Consider the following 19,725-nt stretch of genomic DNA (forward strand, 5'->3'; position numbering starts at 1 on the left):
GCAGAACGGGGGCAAGAGGCGACTCCGTGGAGACTTGCCAAATCATGCAGATTGTATTCCGCCGGGCTCAATTGGCCGATCTTCCGGCCATCGTTGCTCTCCTGGCAGACGATGCCTTGGGACAGCAACGGGAGGATGCGAGCTCACCGACAAACCCGAAATATGTCGATGCGTTTCAGGCCATCCTTGCTGATACCAACCAGCTGCAAATAGTAGCGACCGCGAACGACGAGGTGATTGGCACCCTTCAACTTTCCTTCATTCCCGGACTGGCACGGAAGGGCGCCTGGCGCGGACAGATCGAGGCGGTGAGAATCGCCGCGACAAACCGGGGATCCGGTGTCGGGCAGCAGATGCTCGAATGGGCGATAGGCCAATGCCGAGCCAGGGGTTGCGATCTCGTCCAGCTCACGACCGACAAGACGCGCGCCGATGCGCACCGCTTCTACGAGAGGCTGGGATTCGTTGGCAGTCACTTGGGCTACAAGCTGACGCTTTAGCGTTGAGCCGGTTGACCCGTCGGGCAAATCAGCGCTCGGAAACAGACGAGGGAAGAGCGAAGCGACGACCGGATTTTCCGTCGCCGATTTGAAATAGCGCCGCAGCGCGGCTTCACTGCGTGCGAGCAGCTCCGCCATGCCGAACGGCTTGACGACATAATCGTCGGCGCCGGCCTGGAGCAGCCGCGCCTTGTCGTCTTCATCTGCGGCGACTGACAGAATGATGATCGGGATGTTCGCGAGCGTAGTCATTCGCCGAGGTGTAGACGTAGCTGGCAGCAATCTCGTGGGGAAAACGGAGGTGAAGTGCGTCAGGCGCGCGTTTACCAAGCTTACGTGGATATGACAGCGGAGGCCGGAGGCCTCGGGCCGGCGGGCATCCGCTTTTTGCTGGCGAACCCGGCCGAATGGTGGAAAAAGCAGCGATACAATCTCAATCGCTGTGGGGCGGCCACCGGCGGGATATCGAGCGTCAAGCAATGCGCCTTCTGATCGTCGAGGACAATGTCGAGCTGTCGCGGCTCGTGGCCAGCGGGCTGGCGGCGGCCGGCTATGAGAGCGACATCGTCGGCAGCACCGAGGAAGCGCGCGAGGCGGTGCACAACGTCACCTACGCCGCGATGATCCTCGATCTCGGCCTGCCTGACGGCGACGGCCTGTCGGTGTTGCGCGAACTGCGGCGGCAGATGGAACCGCTGCCGGTGCTGGTGCTGACCGCGCGCGGCGGCGTGCAGGACCGCGTCAACGGCCTGCGCAGCGGTGCCGACGATTACCTGGCAAAGCCATTCGCGATGGAGGAGTTGGTGGCACGGCTTGAGGCGATCCTGCGTCGTCCGGGCCAGTTGCTCGGCCGCTCGCTGCGGCTCGCCAATCTCGTCTACGACACCGAAAGCCGCCAGATCTTCATCGACGACAAGCCGCGGATCATCTCGTCGCGCGAGACCTCGGTGCTGGAGATCCTGCTGCGCCGGCAGGGGCGGGTGGTGCCGAAGAAGAACGTCGAAGATCACATCTTCGGGCTCGAGGGCGAGGTCGCCTCCAACGCGGTCGAGGTGTACGTCTCCCGGTTGCGCAAGCAGCTTGCCGAGCATGGCGCCAAGGTCCTGATCCACACCATCCGCGGCGTCGGCTACATGATGGCCGAGGAGAAATAAATTGGCCGCCGCCGGGTTGTTCACCAGGCCATCGTTCAAATCGCTGATCTCGCGCATCGTGTTCCTGCACATCATCGCGATCGCGGTGGTGGCGATCTTCCTGCCGCTGGTGTTGTTCTGGCTGCTGAACTCCGAGATCGATCAGCTGCATCGCGCTGCGATGCGCGCCCAGGCCGAGACGCTGGCCGAGCGTATCGCAGTCCGGCCCGACGGTAGGGTGACGTTCAATCTGCCCGAGAGCCTTCGCGGCCTCTATTCGGAAGCCTATGGCCGCTACCAGTACGACATCCGCGATGCCGACGGCCGCCTGCTGTTCTCGTCGCACAAGAAAACCGGTGACGTGGAATCAGACTCGATTTCCGGCGCCGACGTGACCCAGACGATCGGCGACACCATTGTTCGCATTCAGGTGGCGGAAGATCTGTCGCATCGCGACGTCATCACCGATGATCGTGTCCAACTTCTTCCGCCGGGTCGGATGGATCACCATCCCCATTCTTCTGATCCTGCTTGCCATCGATATCATCATCTTCCGCCGCGCCATCGCGCCGTTGTGGATGGCCTCGGAGGAGGCGAGCAATATCGGCCCGTCACGCACCGACATTCGATTGCCGACGGAGCAGATTCCGCGCGAGATCATGCCGCTCGTCACCGCCGTCAACCAGGCGCTCGATCGTCTCGAGGACGGCTTTCGCGTGCAGCGCCAGTTCACGGCCGACGCCGCGCATCAACTGCGCACGCCGCTTGCGATCCTGCGGACGCGGATCGAGACGCTTGGCGATGGCGCCGCAAGGCAGGCGCTGCATGACGACATCGAAGGCATGAGCCGGATCGTCGCCCAGCTCCTGGAGATCGCCGAGCTCGACACGCTGGTGCTCGATCCCGGCGAGACCGCGGACTTGCGCGCCGTGTGTGCCGAGGTGGTCGGTGCAATCGCGCCGTTCGCGATCGCGCAGCACAAGGACATCGCGCTCCGGGGCGCCGACGCGCCGGTGATGATCCACGGCAATTCCGAGATGCTCCAGCGCGCGGTCTTCAACCTCGCCGAAAACGCCATCAAGTTCACTGCGAAGGAAACGTCGGTTGATGTCGAGGTCGGCGACGATGGTTCGGTGCGCGTGCGCGATTGCGGCCCGGGCGTCACGGAAGCCGAACGCGAGCTGATCTTCCAGCGCTTCTGGCGCCGGGATCGCCAGCGCAGCGACGGCGCGGGTCTAGGGCTTTCGATCGTGCGCGGCGTCGCCGACGATCATGCCGCAACGGTTGCGGTGGATAATCTCCCCGGCGGCGGCGCCGAGTTCACGCTTCGGTTCAGGCTGGCGGAGGAGGGCGCCTCCATGAAGGCGTGAGAAGTTGCCTTAAGTCGCGTGGTGTTGGAGGCGTAGCGCAACACCTCTAGGGGTACATTACTTTGTCTCTCGCTCGCTTGTATTTCAGTAATTGCGATATGGCGTCGTAGGAGTGATACCTTGCGTAGACACTTTTCGCTTTCCGCTCGCGCAGATCCGCTAACGCGTCGGCCCAATAGGCGACCATAGCGCGGCGGACTCCGTCGCGCGCAAAGAAGCGTTCAGCTTTCGCAAAATCTTCATCAAACGTTACAGTCACGGCTCGCTCGGCGGCTTTGTAAACGGCGCTTTTGACATCTCCGCCGTGTTTTCCAAGCCACATTATGGTTTTTGGATATTCTAGAATCAGACTGTCTAGCACGAGATAGTGCGAGAACTTCCCTTCGCTGGGCGTTCGAGTGCTAAACGCAACTTCGTGAGATCCAATGTTCAGCGTGAACCAGCGCCCTCCGTTTGTTTGCGGGAGAACGCTTAACGCCCAGGCGCCTTGAATGTCGAGGTTACCGTACAGTCCCGAGAGTTGAAATAGACGGAATAGGAACAAGCTGACGTCTGGGTTATTGAAGAGCCGGTCAGCTCTCTCGGGATCGACGCGAAGTGGCTCACTGATTGAACGCAGTCGCTCTCTTGCTTCGTGCGGAGGGACGCCAAATAATTCTCGTGTTCCTTCGACCTCCACGTTGCGGTCACGGAAGTGACGGTGGAGGGCGTTCTCAACTGCAACGCAGTCTGTCACATGTACAAAATCGGACAATTCCCAGGGACCATGAGCTGCGTATGCCTCACCTCCGTTTATTCCAAGTAGCCGTTCGCTAATGGGCCGCTCGGTTCGGCCGATCTTTATGTGATCGCTGTTTGGTGAGACCAGGATGTAGACAAATCCCTGTGGCACGCGCGCCTCTTAAGCATAGGTGTCGAGCGCGCAACCGCGCGGCCCAAATTGTTGCCGTTTGACACAGGAGTTCACCGCATACGCGCACTGCTCACCTGCGGTAAGAAGGCCGCCGGTTGGGCCAGTGTAATTCACGATGGAGACGTGGCCAGCCGCAAACACGATGTTGATGTTGCAAAATCGGCTGCTCGCAACTGCAGAGCCACCGTATCGGCTATAGCTTGCATCAACTACCGTCATGCCGTTGCCGGAGTTGTAGCCCCATACCTCTGTCGCGCCTTCGGCGGCTTTGTTTGCGGGCGCTCCCATGCATGCGAGAACCTGCTCTTTTGACAATCCTACCATTTGAGCACGCGCGTCCTGAGCTATTTCAGCTCGTTGAAACGCGCATCCGCCGAGCGCGGCGTTAAGCGCTACGATGCCCCACTTACGCATGACTCACTCCCCAGCCCTTGACGGATACAAGCGCAACCAACGAGCGAGATCAACAGCCACTGCGAAAAATCCGCGGTGGCGAGCACTAGACGTTCGTCATACTCGGATAGAGCTCGAATTCGAGAGTTCATGGCCGTCTCGGCTTGAGCTACTCGTAACGTCGCCGACAATCACGCCACAATGGTCACGGTGGAATCTCGACACGCCGCAAAACCGCTATTTCAACTTGCCGGTCGACAGATCCATGATCATGCGCGTGGTCAGGTAGAGACGCGGCACGATGGTGTCGAGCTTGACATATTCAGCATCGTTGGAATGCGCGCCAAAACCCGACAGGCCCATGCCTTCGACCACGGCGCCCTTGGTCTTGAGCGCGGCAAACGCGGCGTCAGTGCCGCCGCCGGTCGCCTTCTCGTCGACCTTGAGGGGTAGTCCGATCTCCCCGTAGATCGTCTTGCCGTAGGTCGCGACGCGGCGCGAGGCGTCGTTGGCTTCCAACGGCGGACGGCGCACCTCGAACTTCAGCTCGACCTTGGAATCGGGCAGCAGGCGATTCTTGATCTTGTCCTGCAGCGCCTTCTCCAGCTCGTCGAAATCCGACACCTTGAGCGCGCGCGCATCGGCCTGGGCCGTGGCTTCGGCGGGGATCACGTTGCGGTTGGTGCCGGCCTTGGAGACCGTCCAGTTCAGCTTCAGGCCCTGCTCGGGCTTTGACAGGTCCTTCATCTGCAGCACCTGGTGCGAGAGCTCGTAGAGCGCATTGATGCCGCCCTCGGGCCGCGCGCCCGCATGCGAGGACTTGCCGGTCACCGTGAGATAGGCCGAGCCGATGCCGCTGGTGGCGAGCCGCAGCGTGCCGTCGGAGCCACCGCCCTCGAACGAGAACACGACGTCCTGATCGGCGGCGAATTTGGTGATGGTGCTGCGCCAGCCGGGCGAGGAGATCTCCTCGTCGCCGTTGGTCAGCACGGTGAGCGTGCCGTAGTCCTTGAAATTGAGCTTCTGCAGCATCGCCACGGTGTGGAGAATGAGGGCGACGCCCTGCTTGTCGTCGGCAATGCCGAGGCCGTAGGCCTTGTCGCCGTCGATGCGGAACGGCTGGTCCTTCAGCATGCCCTTCAGGTACACCGTGTCCATATGGGCGATCAGCATGATCTTCTTAGCGCCGGTACCCTTGAACACGGCGTGCACGGCCGGGCCGATCTTCTCCGGCGTGTCGTCGAGGCGATAGATGTCGGTCGGCTGCAGGATCTCCACCGTGCCGCCGATCTGCCTGAGCTGGTCGGCCACGCGGCCTGCGATCAGGTTCAGGCCCTCGAAATCCTTGCTGCCGGATTCGATGCTGACGAGATCGCGCAGCGTGTCGAGCAGCGGCTGCTGTTCTTTCTGCGCCAGCGCGTGAACCTCGGCCATCGGTTCGGCATGCGCCATCGCTGCGGCACAGGCCAGCCAAAGCGAAGCGATCAGGGAACCAGCGAGCGAGGAAGTGGAGTGAGATCGGAGCATAGCGGCGGTCCGTGAGTTGGAGGATGCTGCACCCTCTCCCCTTGTGGGAGAGGGTGGCTCGCCGCGATAGCGGCGAGACGGGTGAGGGGTTCTCTCCGCGAGTCGAACTCTCAGATGAGCGCGCGGAAAGAACCCCTCATCCGGCACTTCGCGCCACCTTCTCCCACAAGGGGAGAAGGGAAGAAACGCGCGCCGCTACTTCTGCGGCGGGCCGAGATCCAGCGGCGGCAGGTCGATCTGCGGCACCTCGATCCTGACCTTGTCGAGGTCGACATTGACCGGCTTGTCCAAGAGGCCCGTCACCGTGATCGGGAAGGCGATCACGATCAGCACCATGATCATCTGGAGGCCGATCCAGGGCATCGCGCCCCAATAGATGTCCGAGCTCTTCACTTCCTTCGGCGCGACGCCGCGTAAGTAGAACAGCGCGAAGCCGAACGGCGGATGCAGGAACGAGGTCTGCATGTTGACGCAGAGCATGACGCCGAACCAGATCAGAGCGGGCCCGTCGCCGACGACGGGGCCGAGGATCTTCTGCGCGATCGGCGCGATCATCGGCAGGATGATGAAGGCGATCTCGAAGAAGTCGAGGAAGAACGCCAGGAAGAAGATGAAGAGGTTGATGAAGATCAGGAAGCCCCAGACGCCGCCGGGCAGCGAGGTCAGGAGATGCTCGAGCCAGACGCCGCCGGAGACGCCGAGGAACACCACGGAGAAGCAGGTTGAGCCGATCAGGATGAAGGTGACCATGCAGGTGAGGCGCATGGTGGATTCGTAACCCTGCTTGATCAGGTCGCGCAGGTCGGGGATGCGCGCTGCCTGGATGCAGATCCAGGCCACCGCCAGGTAGGTCACAGCGAACGCGATCTTGAAGATGACGTTCTCGGTGAACAGCATCGCGACGATGGTGCCGACGCCGGCGGCGATCACGCCGACGATCAGGATCTTGCGGTCGGTCGAGGAGAAGTCCTTGTGGTGGATCGCGGCGAGCACGATGGCGCCGACTGCGCCCATGGCGCCGGCTTCCGTCGGCGTCGCAAGGCCCATCATCATGGTGCCGAGCACGACGAAGATCAGCACGGCCGAGGGGATGATGCCCATCAGGCACTTCTTCCACAGCGCCCAGCCGGTCAGCGTGCGCGCTTCGAGCGGGACGGGCGGCACGTGCTCCGGTTTGACCAGGCCGAGGATGAAGGTGTAGCCGGCGAACAGCATGATCTGGAACACCGAGGGACCCCAGGCGCCGAGATACATGTCGCCGACCGACTTGCCGAGCTGGTCGGCGAGCACGATCAGCACCAGCGAGGGCGGCACCAGCTGCGTGATGGTGCCGGAGGCCGCCAGCACGCCGGTGATGTAGCGCATGTTGTAGCCGTAGCGGATCATCACCGGCATCGAGATCAGCGCCATGGCGATGACCTGTGCGGCGACCGTGCCGGTGATGGCGCCGAGGATGAAGCCGACGATGATGACGGAATAGCCGAGACCGCCGCGGATCGGGCCGAACAACTGGCCCATCGAATCCAGCATGTCCTCGGCCAGTCCACATCTCTCCAATATGGCGCCCATGAAGGTGAAGAACGGGATCGCGAGCAGCAGCTCGTTGGAGAGCACGCTGCCGAACACGCGGCCTGGGATCGCCTGGAGGAAGTTGAGGTCGAAGAAACCGAGATGGATGGCGAGGAAGCCGAAGGAGAGGCCCACAGCGGCAAGCGTGAACGCGACGGGGAAGCCGAGCAGCATCACCAGAACCAGGCCGCCGAACATCAACGGCGGCATCATTTCCAGCGTGATCATTGAGTCGGCCTCTCATACTTGGCGTCGATCGTCACATAGCCCTGGAGAGCCGCGATACGCTTGATGACTTCGGAAACTCCCTGCAATGCCAGCAACACGAAGCCGGCGGGGATCACGAACTTGATGGGCCAGCGGATCAGGCCGCCGGCATTGCCCGACATCTCGCCGACGTTGTAGGCCTGCATGAAGAACGGCCAGGACAGGTAGGCGAGCAGGAGACAGGAGGGGATCAGGAAGAACAACGTGCCGATCATGTCGAGCCAGAGCTGGCCGCGCTCGGACAGCATCAAATACATGATCTCGACGCGGACATGCTCGTTGCGCTTGAAGGTATAGGACGCGCCGAACATCACCAGGATCGCGAACATGTACCATTGCAGCTCCAGCCACCCGTTCGACGAGGAGCTGAAGGCGTAGCGGATCATGGCGTTGGCCGCGCTGACCAGGCAGGCGAGAAGCACGAGCAGGTTACAGACGTACCCAATCTTTTCATTGAGGGCGTCGATGGCGTTGCTCAACGCCAGCAATGGACGCATCTTACTTTCTCTCCGTCGCCGTCGCGGCCCAACACTTTACGGGAGGCTTCAGCACGCATCGCAGGGCCCGCGTGCAAAAAGCACGCGACCGCACGGATCACAGTCCGAAAGCGATTGCGGCGTCAGTCCTCCCCTCGTGCCTTGCCGTCTTGACCGCGACCGCCTGCGGGGCGGGCCGGCTTATTGCTGCCGGGCAAGCAAAGGCGGTCGCACCAAACCAGCGGGCTTGTGCGCCGTCAATCGGAAAATGGGCAAATTGACGCCGGGTCAAAAGCTTAAGGCTGCGGCGGGCGGCGAATCCTCAGCCGCCGGTGACGCTCATGTGCCTGGAGACGCTGGGACGGTCGTGGCGGCGGTCGATGATGAAATCGTGGCCCTTGGGCTTCAGCCCGATGGCACGGTCGATCGCGTCCGCAAGCAGCATGTCGTCATCAGATGCACGCAGCGGCTTGCGCAGATCAGAGGCATCCTCGTGGCCGAGGCAGGTGTGCAGTGTGCCCGTGCAGGTGATGCGCACGCGGTTGCAGGATTCGCAGAAATTATGGGTCATCGGCGTGATGAAGCCAAGCTTGCCGCCGGTCTCGGCGACGCTGACGTAGCGCGCCGGCCCGCCGGTGCTTTCGGCCAGGTCCGTCAGCGTGAATTGCTGGGCGAGCCGCGCGCGCACCAGCGACAGCGGCAGATACTGGTCGATGCGGCCCGAACCGATCTCGCCCATCGGCATCACCTCGATCAAGGTCAGCCCCATGCCCTTGCCATGGGCCCAGCGCATCAGGTCGGGGAGCTCGTCCTCGTTGAGGTTCTTCAGCGCCACCGCGTTGATCTTCACCGCGAGCCCCGCAGCGCGCGCCGCCTCGATGCCTTCCAGCACCTTGTCGATCTCACCCCAGCGCGTGATCTCGCGAAACTTCCTGGGCTCGAGCGTGTCGAGCGAGACGTTGATGCGGCGGACGCCACAATCGGCCAGCTCTTGCGCATGTTTTGCGAGTTGCGTGCCGTTTGTGGTCAGCGTCAGCTCGCCCAGCGCGCCGCTCGTGAGATGTCGCGACAGCGAGCGCACCAGCGACATCACGTTGCGCCGGACCAGGGGCTCGCCGCCCGTGAGCCGCAGCTTCTTGACGCCCTTGGCGATGAAGGCCGAGCAGAGTCGGTCGAGTTCCTCGAGCGTCAGCAGGTCGGCCTTGGGCAGGAACGTCATGTCTTCCGACATGCAATAGAAGCAGCGCAGATCGCAGCGATCGGTGACGGAGACGCGCAGATAGGAGATGGTCCGCCCGAACGGATCGGTCATCGCGCTCGACAGCGCGTCGCGGGGGCTCGCTGTGGCGAGAGGGCTCGCTGTAGCGAGAGAGGTCGCGGGAGATCCGTTCATACCAACTGCCTTGTCACTTACGGCGACGGGCGCACCTTTGCTTCAGCGGTGCTCTGGACACAATCTAAGCACCGTGCAGGCAGAGGACAATCGGGTGGTATACATAGATTAGCGCTTGCCCGCGTTCGGATCGGGGAACGCAGAGCCGGCAGCGGGCGCTGCAGCATCGGCCGGCGCCGCGGTGGGCGAGGCTGCGGCCGGCCTCGGCCCTTTCGGCCGGTGCGGCTTCTTCCTCATCGGCTTCGGCGGCACCTCCGGCTGGAGCTCGGCGAAGACCGGGTTCGGATCGGTGGTGACGGTCGCAGCTGTGGTCAAATCGCCGGGATTCTTGATCACGTTCACCGGCACGCTCATCGGCTGATACTTGTTCAGGCCGTAGTTGACCGTGAACGGAGCCTCCGGCGCGGGAACCGAGACCGAGCAGGGGGTCTTGCAGCCCGGGCCGAGCGAGGTCCTGGCGTCAGCCCCTGAGGGATTGGATTCGAGCCTGACCTGGACGGTCGGCGGTGCCGATTTGAACATGTCCCAAGACAACGACGAGCAGCCACCAAGGCTCGCTCCCGCTAACGCAATCGCGATGACACGACGCATGACCATCCACTTCTACTGCGACGAACCGCCACATAACCCCGTGCGGACCTTAGGAGCGTCGCCTGGGGCAAGCAACCGGCGGACTGCGCATAGTTAATAGATGGTTAACGCAGAGTTCCCCGAAATAACCAAGCTATGTCAGAGCCTTGCCTGGGCCTAAGCCGTCATCAGGCTGTGCGCGGCGGCGGGCAGGTCGCGCATGTGATGGATCAGCCGGTCCGGCTTCAGATCGGCGATCGGCACATCCGTGTAGCCGAAACTGACCCCGATCACGGGCACCCCGGCGCGCCGGGCCACGCCGACATCGGTTCCGGCGTCGCCGACCATGATGCTGGCTTTGACCTCGCCGCCGGCCCGCGCCACGGTCTCGCGGAAAATGGTCGGATCGGGCTTCTGGACCCCAAAAGTGTCCGCGCCGCAGATCGCCGCGAACCTTTGGCTCAGGTCGAGCTGGTCCAGGAGCCGCTTCGACAGCCATTCCAGCTTGTTGGTGCAGACCGCGAGACGATGGCCCTGGGCCGCAAACAGGTCGAGCGCGTCCAGGAGCCCCTCGAAGGGGCGCGATTCGTCGGCGATATGGTCGGCGTAATAGGCGATGAAATCCGCCGTCATCCGGTCCATGTCGGCAGGCGTGACCGTGCGGCCCTCGGCCTCCAGGCCCCGCTCGATCAGCTTGCGGGCGCCGGCGCCGATCATGTTGCGGGCCGAGGCCATCGGCACGGGCGGCAGGCCTTCGCGGTCGAGCACGTAATTGAGCGCGGTGATCAGGTCGGGCGCCGTATCCACAAGCGTGCCGTCAAGATCGAAGACGAGGGTGTAGGGGCAGGTCTTTTGGGAGGAGGTCATGGTCCAAGCGCTACCGGCCCGGCCGTACCGGCGCAAGGGGCGAGGCTATAAGATCAGCTTATAGGCCTGTTCCCAGACCCTGTTCTCCGGGGGAAAACGAGGCTACATAGGCCCGCCGCAACCGACGGGACCTGCGGCACTCCTGAACTGAGAGGCGAGCGCAAACGTGGACATGGATCAGTTGAAGCGGCAGGCTGCGGCGCGCGCGCTGGAAGAGGTGCGTGACGGCATGCAGCTCGGCCTCGGCACCGGTTCGACCGCCAAGCATTTCGTCGAGCTGCTGGGCGAACGCGTCGCCGACGGCCTCAAGGTGATCGGCGTCCCGACCTCCGAGGCGACGCGCGCCGATGCGGAGCGCTGCGGCGTGCCGCTGACCACGCTCGATGCAATCGACCATCTCGACATTACCGTCGACGGCGCCGACGAGATCGATCCCGACCTCAATTTGATCAAGGGCGGCGGCGGAGCACTGCTGCGCGAGAAGATCGTGGCGGCCGCCTCGGATCGCATGATCGTGATTGCGGACGACACCAAATGGGTGCCGACGCTCGGCCGCTTTCCGCTGCCCATCGAAGTCATTCCGTTCGGGCTCGGCGCGACCTCCCGCGCTATCGAGAAGGCATTTGCGGAATGCGGCGTTTCCGGGCAAATGGCGGTCCGCAAGGCCAAAGGCGGGGTCAAGGATGGCCACGTTTTTGTCACCGATGGCGGCCACTGGATCGTCGATGCCCGGCTCGAGCGGATTGTGGATCCGGCCAGCCTGGCCAGGGCGTTGAGCGCCATCCCCGGCGTGGTCGAGCATGGGTTGTTCATCGGCTTGGCCAGCTCGGCTGTTTTGGCGGGTGGCGAGGGAATCCGTGTGATTGAACGGCGAAAGCCGAAAGGAGACTAGAATGAAGAGCGTTTTGAAGATCGTGCCCGGTGCGTGCCTCGCCTTCGCACTGGTGCTGGGGGCAGTGCCTGCGACCGCGCAGCAGCCGGCAGCACCCTCTGCGGCGTCGATTGCGGCGGCGAGAGAGATTTTGACGCTGAAGAATGCCAGCGCGATGTACGCCAACGCCGTGCCCGGCATGGTGGAGAAGGTCAAGGCCACGCTGATCGGCCAGAACCTCAACTACCAGAAGGATCTCAACGAGCTCGCCCCGATCGTCGCCAAGCAGCTTGCCGGCCGCGAGCAGGAGATCGGCGACGGCATGGTGGGGGTCTATGCCGGCGAGTTTACCGAGCAGGAGCTGAAGGATCTCGTTGCGTTCTACAAGTCGCCGCTCGGCCAGAAGCTGATCACCAACGAGCCCAAGGCCATCAACCTCAGCATGCAGGTCATGAACGCGTGGGCGCAGAACTTCTCCGAGGTCGTCGCGAGCGCCTTCCGTGCCGAGATGAAGAAACGTGGCAAGGAAATGTGACAGTACCTATCTCTAGGGATAGCTGATCAGGAAGCCCCAAAGCGCGTCGCGGTTTGGGTTGAAGGGGTCGGAGTGGACAATGGCTGAATTCGACGTCGACCTCTTTGTCATCGGTGGCGGTTCGGGCGGCGTGCGTGCCGCCCGCATCGCGGCCGTATACGGCGCCCGCGTGATGATCGCGGAAGAGTACCGCATGGGCGGCACCTGCGTGATCCGCGGCTGCGTGCCGAAGAAGCTGTTCGTGATCGGCTCGCATGTCCGTCACGAGCTCGAGGATGCCGCCGGCTTCGGCTGGACCGTTCCGCCCGCGACCTTCGACTGGCCGACGCTGATCGCCAACAAGGACAAGGAAATCGCACGGCTGGAGGCGGCCTACACGGCCAATGTCGAGAAGTCGGGCGCGCAGATCGTCAAGAGCCGCCGCGCGGTGATCGAGGACAAGCACACCGTCCGCCTGCTCGCGGACGACAGGAAGATCACCGCTAAATACATCCTCATCGCCACTGGTGGCGCGCCCAATCATGGCACCTCAATCCCCGGCATCGAGCATGTGATCTCGTCCAACGAGGCATTTCACCTGAAGAAGCTGCCGAAGCGGATCGTGATCCAGGGCGGCGGCTACATCGCGCTTGAGTTCGCCGGCATCTTCGCCGGCTTCGGCTCCGACGTCACCGTGATCTATCGCGGCGACAACATCTTGCGCGGCTTCGACGAAGATGTCCGCGCGCATGTCCGCAGCGAGATGGAGAAGCAGGGCATCACCATTCTCACCGGCTGCACGGTGAACAAGGTCGATCGCCATGTCGATCGCAATGGCGAGGAATTCACCACGCATCTGTCGAACGGATCGAGCCTCGCGTCCGACCAGGTGATGTTCGCGATCGGCCGCCATCCGGCGGTGGCCAATCTCGGCCTGGAGAAGGCCGGCGTCGCCATCAATTCGAAGAACGGTGGCATCGCGGTCGATCATTTCTCGAAGAGCTCGGTCGACAGCATCTACGCGATCGGCGACGTCACCCATCGCCACAATTTGACGCCGGTCGCGATCCGCGAGGGCCATGCTTTCGCCGATACCGTGTTCGGCAAGCGTACCGTGCAGGTCGATCATTCCACCATCCCGACCGCGGTGTTCTCGCAGCCGGAGATCGGCACCGTCGGTCTGACGGAAACCGAAGCGCGCGCGCAGTTCAGCCACGTCGACATCTACAAGACGACGTTCCGCCCGATCAAGGCGACAATGTCGGGCCGTGATACCCGCGTGCTGATGAAGCTCGTCGTCGACGGCTCGACCGACCGCGTGCTTGGCTGTCACATCGTCGGCGATTGCGCCGCCGAGGTCACGCAAGCCGTCGCGATTGCCGTGAAGATGAAGGCGACCAAGGCCGATTTCGACGCGACCATCGCGCTGCATCCGACCGCAGCCGAAGAGCTGGTGACGATGCGCACCCCGACCGCGCGCCACGTGCGCCAGGCGGCGGAGTAGGGCGCCAAACGACGGGGAGCCGCGACCGGCTCCCCGCTGTGCTCTCTCGTTCTCAGAAGTCGAACGTCATGCCGGTCGTGACGGCTTCGGCCTTGTTGCCGGCAACGACGTTGTTGTTGGCGTCGCGTCCGCAAACGCCGTAGCCATGTCCGCTGACACCGAGGCAGTAATGTGCGCCCGGTCCGTTGCGCAGATAGCTGCCCACCACGTACCAGCTCACGAACGGACTGAAGTGATACTTCAGGCCGATCGCATACTGGTCTGCACTGGAGTCGACGCTGTTCAGCGCGAAGTCAGCGGAACCAGCCGGAGCGGAGACCACCACCCCGGCGGTGGGATAAGCGTTAAGCACGCCCGTGCCCGGCGAGCCCGGCGAGGCGTTGGCGTGAGCCCAGGATGCGCTGAGGTCCCACTTGTCGACCGTCTGGGTCGCGCTCAGGAAGTAGCCGTCGCGGGAACGCTCGTTGAAGGCGGCCACCGTATTCTCGCGGCGCATGATCTCGTAGATGCCGTAGAGCTGGAGGCTTCCGATCATGTCGTTGAACTTGTACCCCGCGCCGACTTTCGCCGCCCATTCGTTCGCGATGCCGACAGCGCCCGTCGGCACGGTTAGAACGCCGCCGTTGCTTAGCGGTGTCACCGCCTCGTCGCCCGTTCGGTTGGTCCCTTCGTGGAATTCGTAGGCGGCGACTCCTGTGAACCCAGCCTGATTGTAGGTCAGCGATGCGCTGTAGAGATTGCCGTATGAGCCGTCGGTGCAGCCTTCCGGCGCCGATGTCAGTGGGAAGCCCGAGCCGCTTCCGCGCGACGATGTGGCAGGGCAGTTGAAATCGCCGAGCGCAAAATCGCTGTTGTCCTTCGCCGTGTTCTGTCCCGGCGAGAGCATGATGGTGGCCTGGAAGCCGTTCCACACCGGCGATTCATACCAGATCGCATGCGCCGCGCGCCAATCGAACTCGGCACGGAGATCGCCGCCGGTGTTGCCCATGATCGAGTTGTAGTCGCCGAGCGTCGCCGAGAACGGATCGAATTTTGCGGTCGCCTTCTTGTAAGGCGTATCCGCCTTGCCCGCCTTGATCGTACCCCAGGGGGTTTCCATGCCGAGGAAGCTGTCGCGGGTGCCGAACGCCGCGCGTTCGGTCGGAACGGCCGCGACTTCCACAAGGGATTCGAACTGCGCGATGGCAGCCCATCCGGGATAGCCGTAGGGATCGAGATTGTGCCGCGCGCGAACGCCGAAATAGGTGAGGTTGCTGGAGACGCCGAGCTTCGTGCCCTGGTCGTAGACGCCGGGATTGAAGATGTCGCCGGAGAGATCGACATGGCCGTAGAGCGTCACCGTGGTGTTGTCGATGAACGGATTGCTTCCGGGCGCTTTGCTGTAGAGCGGAGCGCCGCCGAGGCTGACGACGGTGTGCTCCGGTGCCGGCGCCGGCGATGGCGCGACCGCCGCATGCAGAACGGGATTGCCCTTGGGCGAGCCTGGCGCGACGGCCGTCACAGCAGCCTTCGGCTCGCCGATGTGATTGACGCGTTCGCGAAGCTGCGCGTTCTCTTTCGCGAGCTTGGCGTTGCTGCGCTCGAGCGCATCGAGGCGGGCAACGACGCCATCTATGGTTGCAGCGTTTAGTGGATGACTAATTGTGGTTGCACAAAGGGCCGCAAAGCCTGTGCCGAGCAGAAAGGCCTTCCTCATCGTGTTTCCCTCTATCGCCGCGGACTCTCAATGGGTCCGGGATAAAGTGGAACGTATTGTATGCCAGATACCGTATACAACCGGGATAATGTGACGCCGCTCACTTTCCAGCCGAGTGTGTCGGACTGGCAACAATTCCCGACAAAGTGTGTCGCGCGGCGATCCGCCGCATTGCGGTGAATCGAACCGGTTCCGCGTCAAAACGTGAATGGCTTCTGCGACTTGCGTCAATTGCCCCACGGCGTTTCGCCGCGCGCGAGACGGCTGGCGATGTCGGTCTGGAACATCGGCGGTCCGAACGCGAACCACTCATCGCCGATCTGGTAGACGAGCAGCCGTCGGTTCTCGGCGCAAAATCGCGTCAGCCAGTCCAGCGCCTTCTTCTTCGGCTGCTCGCCGATGGGCACCACGACGTCGACCGGCAGGCCGCGCCAGAAGAAATTGGCGGCCAGCATGATCATGCTGGATTGATCCGGTCGCATCCAATCCGGCAGCGGGCTCGATGCGACCAGCCAGCCGCAGATGAATTCGCGGCAGGGATGCTGCGGGCGTTCCGGATAGATCGAACAGCGGTGGGCGATGCTGAACGGGCACGGTTGCCCCTTGCGCACCTTGTGACCGCGCACCTCGATCTGCAGCCAGCCATCGCAGCAGGCCGTGCAGCTTCCGCAGGTTCTGGTGACGTCGCGGCTCACGGGCGAAGCTGGTGCTCCAGGCGCATCTCGATCGCCTATGAACTACCAGCACCATCTGCGCACGGGCAAGACCTGCAGGAGGCTCGAGATGCCGACGGCGCCGTGATACAGGCCAGGTTCACCTTCGAGATCGAGAGATCAAAGCAGTGAGATCACTTCACTCGATCTCTGCAATCCTGCCCTTGCCCTGGCAGGACTCGCATTTCACTGGATAGATCCTGTGGCCCGGGTGCGCCGGCTCCATGGACTTGGGAAAACCAGTTCCTTTGCACAGCGGGCAGGTCTGTTCCTTGATCTTCGGGGGCATGCCAGGTCCTTTCGTATGTATCGGCGGCCCCACCGGGGCCGCCTTGATCGTTAGTCGTCAATGCTGACGATGCCTAGCCCCCAGGGGACTCATCTTCGACAAAGCTTTGCTCGATGGCGGCGGGCATTTTCGCCACCGACATCAACGAACGTGCGACCTGATTGAGCAACTGATCCGCGTTCTCTTCCTCAGCCAGATTCTTGGACAGCAGCGCGACCACACCGCTGTGACGCAATTGCTGCGCAAGGTTGCGAGCCGTCGTGTAACCCGCAATCTCGTAATGCTCGACGCGCTGAGCTGCGCCGATCAATCCAAGATCCGCGGCCGCATCGTCCTTCCTGGCGCCTTCCTTGATCACTTCGTCGCCCTCTTCGACAAGTCCCTGCATTCCCTTGCAAGGCTTGGCGCGCGGCTTCTTGCCGAGCAGCTCGAAGCACTCGTCGAGACGTTCGATCTGCGCTTCGGTTTCGGCCAGGTGAACGGTAAACAGCTCGCCAAGCTGGTCGTAGCGTGCAGCCTGGATCATTTGAGGCAACGCCTTTGTCAACTGCTTCTCGGCGTGCAAAAGGTCGCGCAGCTGATCGAGTAGCAGGTCGTCAAGACCAACGGGAGATTCCGATGGCGAACTCTCGGCAACGATCGACGGCGCCGCGCCGGTATCGCCGCTCTGGAGCGCCGGCGATTCCATGAAGACCCAGTCGTCGCCTTCGTTCCAGGGACCTCGTGTGTCGATCTCACCGTTGTCGCCGGAGCCGGTCGAATCGTTGAAGAACTGGTCCACAAGGCCGGGCGTCGGAGCGATGCGGCCGATGCTGAAGGCGGGCTTGCCCATGCTTTCAAGCGCACGCGAGAACGCCTTCATGTGGGTGATTTCCCGGGTCATCAGGAACTGCAGGGCGTCCTTGGTGCCGGCGTCATCGCAGAAATTGATCAAGCGTTCATAGACGATCTTGGCACGTGCCTCCGCGGCGATGTTGCTTCGCAGGTCGACGTCGAGCTCGCCGGTGATCTTGAGATAGTCGGCCGTCCAGGCGTTGCCCTGCGAATTGCACAGGCTGACACCGCCGCCGCCGGCGATCGCGATCAACGGATCGGCTTCCGCCGCTTCGCGATCGAACTTCATCGGCTTCAAATGCAGGCGTGCGAGTGAGCCAACAACTTCGAGATGGCTCAGTTCCTCGGTGCCGATATCCATCAGGAGATCCTTGCGGTCCGGATCTTCGCAATTGAGGCCCTGAATCGAATATTGCATGGCGGCCGCCAGCTCGCCGTTGGCGCCGCCGAACTGCTCGAGCAACATGTTGCCGAACCGCGGATCGGGCTCGTCGACCCTGACTGTGAACATGAGCTTCTTGACGTGATGATACATGATAACCTCTGATTGGCAGGAGATACCGGGGCCAACTGGGCCCTGTGATCGACGTTCCTAATTCCGGATCGTACGGCGTTCGGATTCAATGCAGCGTTTGCGCTGCGGCCTCGTCGACCGCGGCCATCAGGTCGGCTGTATCGGACTGCTGGATCATATGTCCTGCATTTGGGACGCGACGCATCTTGCTGTGCTTGATCTCGTCGTGCAGCCGGCCGGACTGCTCGTCGATGTCGATGAGGCGATCGTCCTCACCGGCCAGGATGGTGACCGGCATGGACAGTTCGCCGTAGGTTTTCGCAGACAGCATGGCGGCAGGGACCATCAGCGCTGCCTCGGCGGCGCTGGCACGAAGCTGCGATGGACGCACGGCCAGGGATTTGGGGAAGCCGTCGAATTTTCGAGGGACGGATTTCGGTCCGAACAGCTGTCGCAACATCGCCGGCCACATCAGGCGGCTGAGGAGCGGGGAAATCGTGTAGCTGAGGAGATCGCCAAACCCGGGGATCGCCGGGCCGGCCATCGCCATCATCGCGTCGGTGCGCGCGGTCGGGAAATAATAGCCCGAAGCCAGTATCAGGGCCTCGACCATTGCGGGATGTCTGCTTGCCAAGGCAACCGCAACCGACGCTCCCCAGGAATGGCCGAGCACGATCGCCCTTTCGACGCCGAAATGCGCAAGAGCTTCCTTGAAGAGGTCGGCCTGGGCCGCAGGCGTCCAAACGACGTTGCGGGGCCGCAGGCTGTGGCCGAAGCCCGGACGATCGAACACGATCACACGATAGTCCTTGGCAGCGAGATCGATCAGACCACTGGATTCGAAATCCTGGATCATGCTGCCATTGCCATGGAACAGGACCAAAGGACGGCCGGATCCTCGCTCGACATAGTGCAGGCGGACACCGTCGATATCGATGAACCGACCCTGTGGCGGGTTATCGCGCTGTGCCTTGTCGGCAAGGCGCCGATTGACCACCGCGGCCGCGGCCAACAAGCCGGCGGTTGCGACGAGTGTGGAGGCGAGCGGATATTCTGTGAAAGCACGAAGGGTCGTGGTCGTCAGCGAGGGCGAACGTTTTTTCAGGATGCGCATGTGACACTTTCGCTGACTGGAGCCAGCTATTGGAGAGCAGGAAAGGGACGCTTCCCGTCCACCCGCACGTCACCTTCGCCGTGCCAACACAGTGCACGCTTGGCCAAATCGCCATTTTCGGGGACGGCATGCGCATTCACGGGTCATGTCGTGCAAACGCAACAGGAGGGCCGGACATATGTTCCTAAGCCGAATAGACGCGGCAAAGCAGGTGGCTCATTGAGCGGTTTCTCGTGATCGCGCTCTGGTGAATGCCATTCGCGGCACCATATGCAAGGTATCACTGGCACGGACCTGACAGGCACCGGTGACCGAGAGACGTTCCCGCGCTCCCGCCACAAACAGGAGGCGCGCGTTGAACGTTGTCCTTTATCCCCTGCATCTTTGGCGCAAGTTCGAACGTCGCTGGACCGCGAGAGTTGGCCATGACGAAAACCAGCAGCTCCCGTCGCAAGGGACGGAGGGCTGCAACGCGTGCGGGCGACTCGTCAGGGCCCCCGTGCACGGGACTTACCTGCCCAGCGGCGATGTCGTCTATCAGTGGCGGTGTTCAAAGTGCCGCAATGCCTGGCAAACCTCCGTCTATCCCGCGATCAGCACTGATCGAGAATCAGGTCGGTCCGAGCATTTTCGTGACAACGCCGCAAAAGGTGCTCCCGATGATGCGGCGCGCATGCAATTCGGGCGCATGGGCGACG

Annotated in this window: 17 protein-coding genes and 2 pseudogenes; 6 read left to right on the plus strand and 13 right to left on the minus strand. The window is 62.7% G+C overall.

The genetic code is table 11. The features are described 5' to 3' along the window. Window positions 1-44: 44 nt before the first annotated feature. Window positions 45-500: a GNAT family N-acetyltransferase gene (locus tag V1280_RS00610; protein ID WP_334538096.1), complete on the plus strand. Its 456-nt coding sequence runs from the start codon at window positions 45-47 to the stop codon at window positions 498-500. 129 nt (window positions 501-629) lie between these two features. Here V1280_RS00610 and V1280_RS00615 read toward each other — a convergent pair. Beyond that, window positions 630-752, minus strand: a pseudogene (locus tag V1280_RS00615) (response regulator); the annotation flags it as partial. Between the two features lie 227 nt (window positions 753-979). Between V1280_RS00615 and V1280_RS00620 the strand changes: the two are divergent. Together V1280_RS00620 and V1280_RS00625 are read left to right on the plus strand one after the other, a co-directional pair. Beyond that, window positions 980-1,654: a response regulator transcription factor gene (locus V1280_RS00620; protein ID WP_334518064.1), complete on the plus strand. Its 675-nt coding sequence runs from the start codon at window positions 980-982 to the stop codon at window positions 1,652-1,654. 1 nt (window position 1,655) lies between these two features. After that, a pseudogene (locus tag V1280_RS00625) lies at window positions 1,656-3,003 on the plus strand (ATP-binding protein). 46 nt (window positions 3,004-3,049) lie between these two features. Here the strand turns inward: V1280_RS00625 and V1280_RS00630 are convergent. The 8 genes from V1280_RS00630 to V1280_RS00665 form a co-directional block, all read right to left on the minus strand. After that, window positions 3,050-3,895 (minus strand): GIY-YIG nuclease family protein, encoded by an 846-nt coding sequence (locus tag V1280_RS00630; protein ID WP_334518066.1) that lies wholly within the window; start codon window positions 3,893-3,895, stop codon window positions 3,050-3,052. A 9-nt stretch (window positions 3,896-3,904) separates the two neighbouring features. Then, complete coding sequence (locus V1280_RS00635; RefSeq protein ID WP_334518067.1) at window positions 3,905-4,330, minus strand: hypothetical protein; 426 nt, start codon at window positions 4,328-4,330, stop codon at window positions 3,905-3,907. Between the two features lie 216 nt (window positions 4,331-4,546). After that, window positions 4,547-5,836, minus strand: a complete 1,290-nt coding sequence (locus tag V1280_RS00640) for a M20/M25/M40 family metallo-hydrolase (protein ID WP_334518068.1) — start codon at window positions 5,834-5,836, stop codon at window positions 4,547-4,549. Between the two features lie 195 nt (window positions 5,837-6,031). Then, a complete protein-coding gene (locus V1280_RS00645) occupies window positions 6,032-7,633 on the minus strand; it encodes a TRAP transporter large permease (RefSeq protein WP_334518069.1) in 1,602 nt (533 codons plus the stop codon). Beyond that, the gene (locus tag V1280_RS00650) at window positions 7,630-8,169 is read right to left on the minus strand and encodes a TRAP transporter small permease subunit (RefSeq protein ID WP_148771288.1); all 540 of its coding nucleotides are present in this window, start codon (window positions 8,167-8,169) and stop codon (window positions 7,630-7,632) included. The genes V1280_RS00645 and V1280_RS00650 overlap by 4 nt, the downstream gene beginning before the upstream one ends. 301 nt (window positions 8,170-8,470) lie before the next feature. Then, window positions 8,471-9,541 (minus strand): GTP 3',8-cyclase MoaA, encoded by a 1,071-nt coding sequence (moaA, locus tag V1280_RS00655; RefSeq protein WP_334518074.1) that lies wholly within the window; start codon window positions 9,539-9,541, stop codon window positions 8,471-8,473. A 108-nt stretch (window positions 9,542-9,649) separates the two neighbouring features. Next, complete coding sequence (locus tag V1280_RS00660) at window positions 9,650-10,132, minus strand: hypothetical protein (RefSeq protein WP_334518076.1); 483 nt, start codon at window positions 10,130-10,132, stop codon at window positions 9,650-9,652. A gap of 156 nt (window positions 10,133-10,288) precedes the next feature. Further along, window positions 10,289-10,978, minus strand: a complete 690-nt coding sequence (locus V1280_RS00665; RefSeq protein ID WP_334518078.1) for an HAD-IA family hydrolase — start codon at window positions 10,976-10,978, stop codon at window positions 10,289-10,291. Window positions 10,979-11,144: 166 nt separating this feature from the next. Between V1280_RS00665 and rpiA the strand changes: the two genes are divergently transcribed. From rpiA to gor, 3 genes are all read left to right on the plus strand, one after another. Further along, on the plus strand, window positions 11,145-11,870 hold the full coding sequence (rpiA, locus tag V1280_RS00670) for a ribose-5-phosphate isomerase RpiA (RefSeq protein ID WP_334518080.1): 726 nt from the start codon (window positions 11,145-11,147) through the stop codon (window positions 11,868-11,870). A 1-nt stretch (window position 11,871) separates the two neighbouring features. Then, window positions 11,872-12,384, plus strand: coding sequence for a DUF2059 domain-containing protein (locus V1280_RS00675; RefSeq protein WP_334518082.1), 513 nt, complete (start codon window positions 11,872-11,874; stop codon window positions 12,382-12,384). 79 nt (window positions 12,385-12,463) lie between these two features. After that, complete coding sequence (gor, locus tag V1280_RS00680) at window positions 12,464-13,867, plus strand: glutathione-disulfide reductase (RefSeq protein WP_334518084.1); 1,404 nt, start codon at window positions 12,464-12,466, stop codon at window positions 13,865-13,867. A 52-nt stretch (window positions 13,868-13,919) separates the two neighbouring features. Here gor and V1280_RS00685 read toward each other — a convergent pair whose 3' ends face one another. The 4 genes from V1280_RS00685 to V1280_RS00700 all read right to left on the minus strand — a co-directional run bounded on the left by V1280_RS00685 (window position 13,920) and on the right by V1280_RS00700 (window position 19,027). After that, window positions 13,920-15,563 carry a porin gene (locus V1280_RS00685; protein WP_334518086.1) on the minus strand — a complete coding sequence of 548 codons (1,644 nt, stop codon included), beginning with the start codon at window positions 15,561-15,563 and terminating at the stop codon, window positions 13,920-13,922. Between the two features lie 227 nt (window positions 15,564-15,790). Then, window positions 15,791-16,258 carry a hypothetical protein gene (locus tag V1280_RS00690; RefSeq protein ID WP_334518088.1) on the minus strand — a complete coding sequence of 156 codons (468 nt, stop codon included), beginning with the start codon at window positions 16,256-16,258 and terminating at the stop codon, window positions 15,791-15,793. Window positions 16,259-16,638: 380 nt separating this feature from the next. After that, complete coding sequence (locus tag V1280_RS00695; RefSeq protein WP_334518090.1) at window positions 16,639-17,934, minus strand: DUF892 family protein; 1,296 nt, start codon at window positions 17,932-17,934, stop codon at window positions 16,639-16,641. An 85-nt stretch (window positions 17,935-18,019) separates the two neighbouring features. Next, the gene (locus V1280_RS00700; RefSeq protein WP_334518092.1) at window positions 18,020-19,027 is read right to left on the minus strand and encodes an alpha/beta fold hydrolase; all 1,008 of its coding nucleotides are present in this window, start codon (window positions 19,025-19,027) and stop codon (window positions 18,020-18,022) included. Between the last annotated feature and the right edge of the window lie 698 nt (window positions 19,028-19,725).

Origin of the sequence: Bradyrhizobium sp. AZCC 2230, assembly GCF_036924495.1 — a bacterium.
GTDB lineage: Bacteria > Pseudomonadota > Alphaproteobacteria > Rhizobiales > Xanthobacteraceae > Bradyrhizobium > Bradyrhizobium rifense.

Bases quoted from the DNA above. Each gene is read 5' to 3' on its own strand.
- V1280_RS00640 (WP_334518068.1), bottom strand. From the start codon at position 5,836: ATGCTCCGATCTCACTCCACTTCCTCGCTCGCTGGTTCCCTGATCGCT.
- V1280_RS00685 (WP_334518086.1), bottom strand. From the start codon at position 15,563: ATGAGGAAGGCCTTTCTGCTCGGCACAGGCTTTGCGGCCCTTTGTGCA.
- V1280_RS00620 (WP_334518064.1), top strand. From the start codon at position 980: ATGCGCCTTCTGATCGTCGAGGACAATGTCGAGCTGTCGCGGCTCGTG.
- V1280_RS00635 (WP_334518067.1), bottom strand. From the start codon at position 4,330: ATGCGTAAGTGGGGCATCGTAGCGCTTAACGCCGCGCTCGGCGGATGC.
- V1280_RS00695 (WP_334518090.1), bottom strand. From the start codon at position 17,934: ATGTATCATCACGTCAAGAAGCTCATGTTCACAGTCAGGGTCGACGAG.
- V1280_RS00675 (WP_334518082.1), top strand. From the start codon at position 11,872: ATGAAGAGCGTTTTGAAGATCGTGCCCGGTGCGTGCCTCGCCTTCGCA.
- V1280_RS00610 (WP_334538096.1), top strand. From the start codon at position 45: ATGCAGATTGTATTCCGCCGGGCTCAATTGGCCGATCTTCCGGCCATC.
- V1280_RS00665 (WP_334518078.1), bottom strand. From the start codon at position 10,978: ATGACCTCCTCCCAAAAGACCTGCCCCTACACCCTCGTCTTCGATCTT.
- moaA (WP_334518074.1), bottom strand. From the start codon at position 9,541: ATGAACGGATCTCCCGCGACCTCTCTCGCTACAGCGAGCCCTCTCGCC.
- V1280_RS00650 (WP_148771288.1), bottom strand. From the start codon at position 8,169: ATGCGTCCATTGCTGGCGTTGAGCAACGCCATCGACGCCCTCAATGAA.
- V1280_RS00700 (WP_334518092.1), bottom strand. From the start codon at position 19,027: ATGCGCATCCTGAAAAAACGTTCGCCCTCGCTGACGACCACGACCCTT.
- V1280_RS00660 (WP_334518076.1), bottom strand. From the start codon at position 10,132: ATGCGTCGTGTCATCGCGATTGCGTTAGCGGGAGCGAGCCTTGGTGGC.
- V1280_RS00645 (WP_334518069.1), bottom strand. From the start codon at position 7,633: ATGATCACGCTGGAAATGATGCCGCCGTTGATGTTCGGCGGCCTGGTT.
- gor (WP_334518084.1), top strand. From the start codon at position 12,464: ATGGCTGAATTCGACGTCGACCTCTTTGTCATCGGTGGCGGTTCGGGC.